The sequence below is a fragment of the thiotrophic endosymbiont of Bathymodiolus puteoserpentis (Logatchev) genome (genome assembly GCF_900127505.1).
GTDB lineage: Bacteria > Pseudomonadota > Gammaproteobacteria > PS1 > Pseudothioglobaceae > Thiodubiliella.
This window is the reverse complement of the sequence record NZ_UEXF01000080.1, coordinates 1-830: the sequence shown is the minus strand read 5'-3', so window position 1 is coordinate 830 and position 830 is coordinate 1. Positions and strand designations below refer to the sequence as shown.

General features: G+C 30.8%; 2 protein-coding genes. Both read right to left on the bottom strand.

Going from position 1 to position 830, the window contains the following annotated elements; genetic code table 11:
* Positions 1–39: 39 nt before the first annotated feature.
* The gene (locus BHECKSOX2_RS10110) at positions 40–393 is read right to left on the bottom strand and encodes a hypothetical protein (RefSeq protein ID WP_139683468.1); all 354 of its coding nucleotides are present in this window, start codon (positions 391–393) and stop codon (positions 40–42) included.
* Positions 390–830: DUF4329 domain-containing protein (locus BHECKSOX2_RS10105; RefSeq protein WP_139683467.1), on the bottom strand; the 441-nt coding region annotated here is incomplete at its 5' end. The genes BHECKSOX2_RS10110 and BHECKSOX2_RS10105, both read right to left, overlap by 4 nt.

The window sequence follows — 830 nt, the reverse complement described above, 5'->3', positions numbered from 1 at the left end:
CCTTTTACTCAACCGATTCTACCCTTTTATTTTTAATTTTTATTTGTAAAATTCAACTTTAATAATTTTCATAGTATGCTTATCTATGTGATAAAAGCCAGAACCTCCACCCAACACAAGTTGCTTCCGTGGAATACTAAATTTAATAATATACAAATCTTTGGATTCAGATATGTTAACTATATAACTTTCTATTTGATTACTTTTGAAAGAAGAAAAATCTTTATAAACAACACTAAACACTTCTAAATATTTAGCAGGCATTGTTATAGGTTTTTTATAACTTTCTATAATATCAAAATCAATATATTTATCCATATTAGACATAACATGAGTATTTATAAAAATAAAAATAAATAAAAATAGCGTCTTCATCATTGTAATCCCCTTCATTGTTGTAACACCTTAATTACATCGTTAGTATAATTATAATATTTGATCTTGCCCATAGGAGTCGCCAAATATCCGTTCATTTTATTCCTTTTTGCATAAGGAATGTCTCCATTAGTAGAAAATTTTTCGCTGTTGTATTCTGGATCATACGCTCCATGAGTGTGATAATAAGCCGTTACATTAGCGCCATTAGGTGCTGGTGCATTCCTAGGATCCACTGACTCATGATCACCTGCTATCGGTCCAGTAAATGAATAAGACCCATCTGAATTTCTATAAATCAAGCCACCATGTTCCCTATTTTCAGAAATAGAAGTAGAATTAATTCTTAAAGCATAAAATGCAGCATCATGTTGGGTTTTAAATTTAAGACTATTACTAAATGTCCTACCATGACGCATACCCTCATTAAACAAATACCTAAACGCCCCCGTCTG

What these genes read in the sequence shown, in the direction of transcription:
- BHECKSOX2_RS10110 (WP_139683468.1), bottom strand. Translation starts at nt 393, where the DNA reads ATGAAGGGGATTACAATGATGAAGACGCTATTTTTATTTATTTTTATT.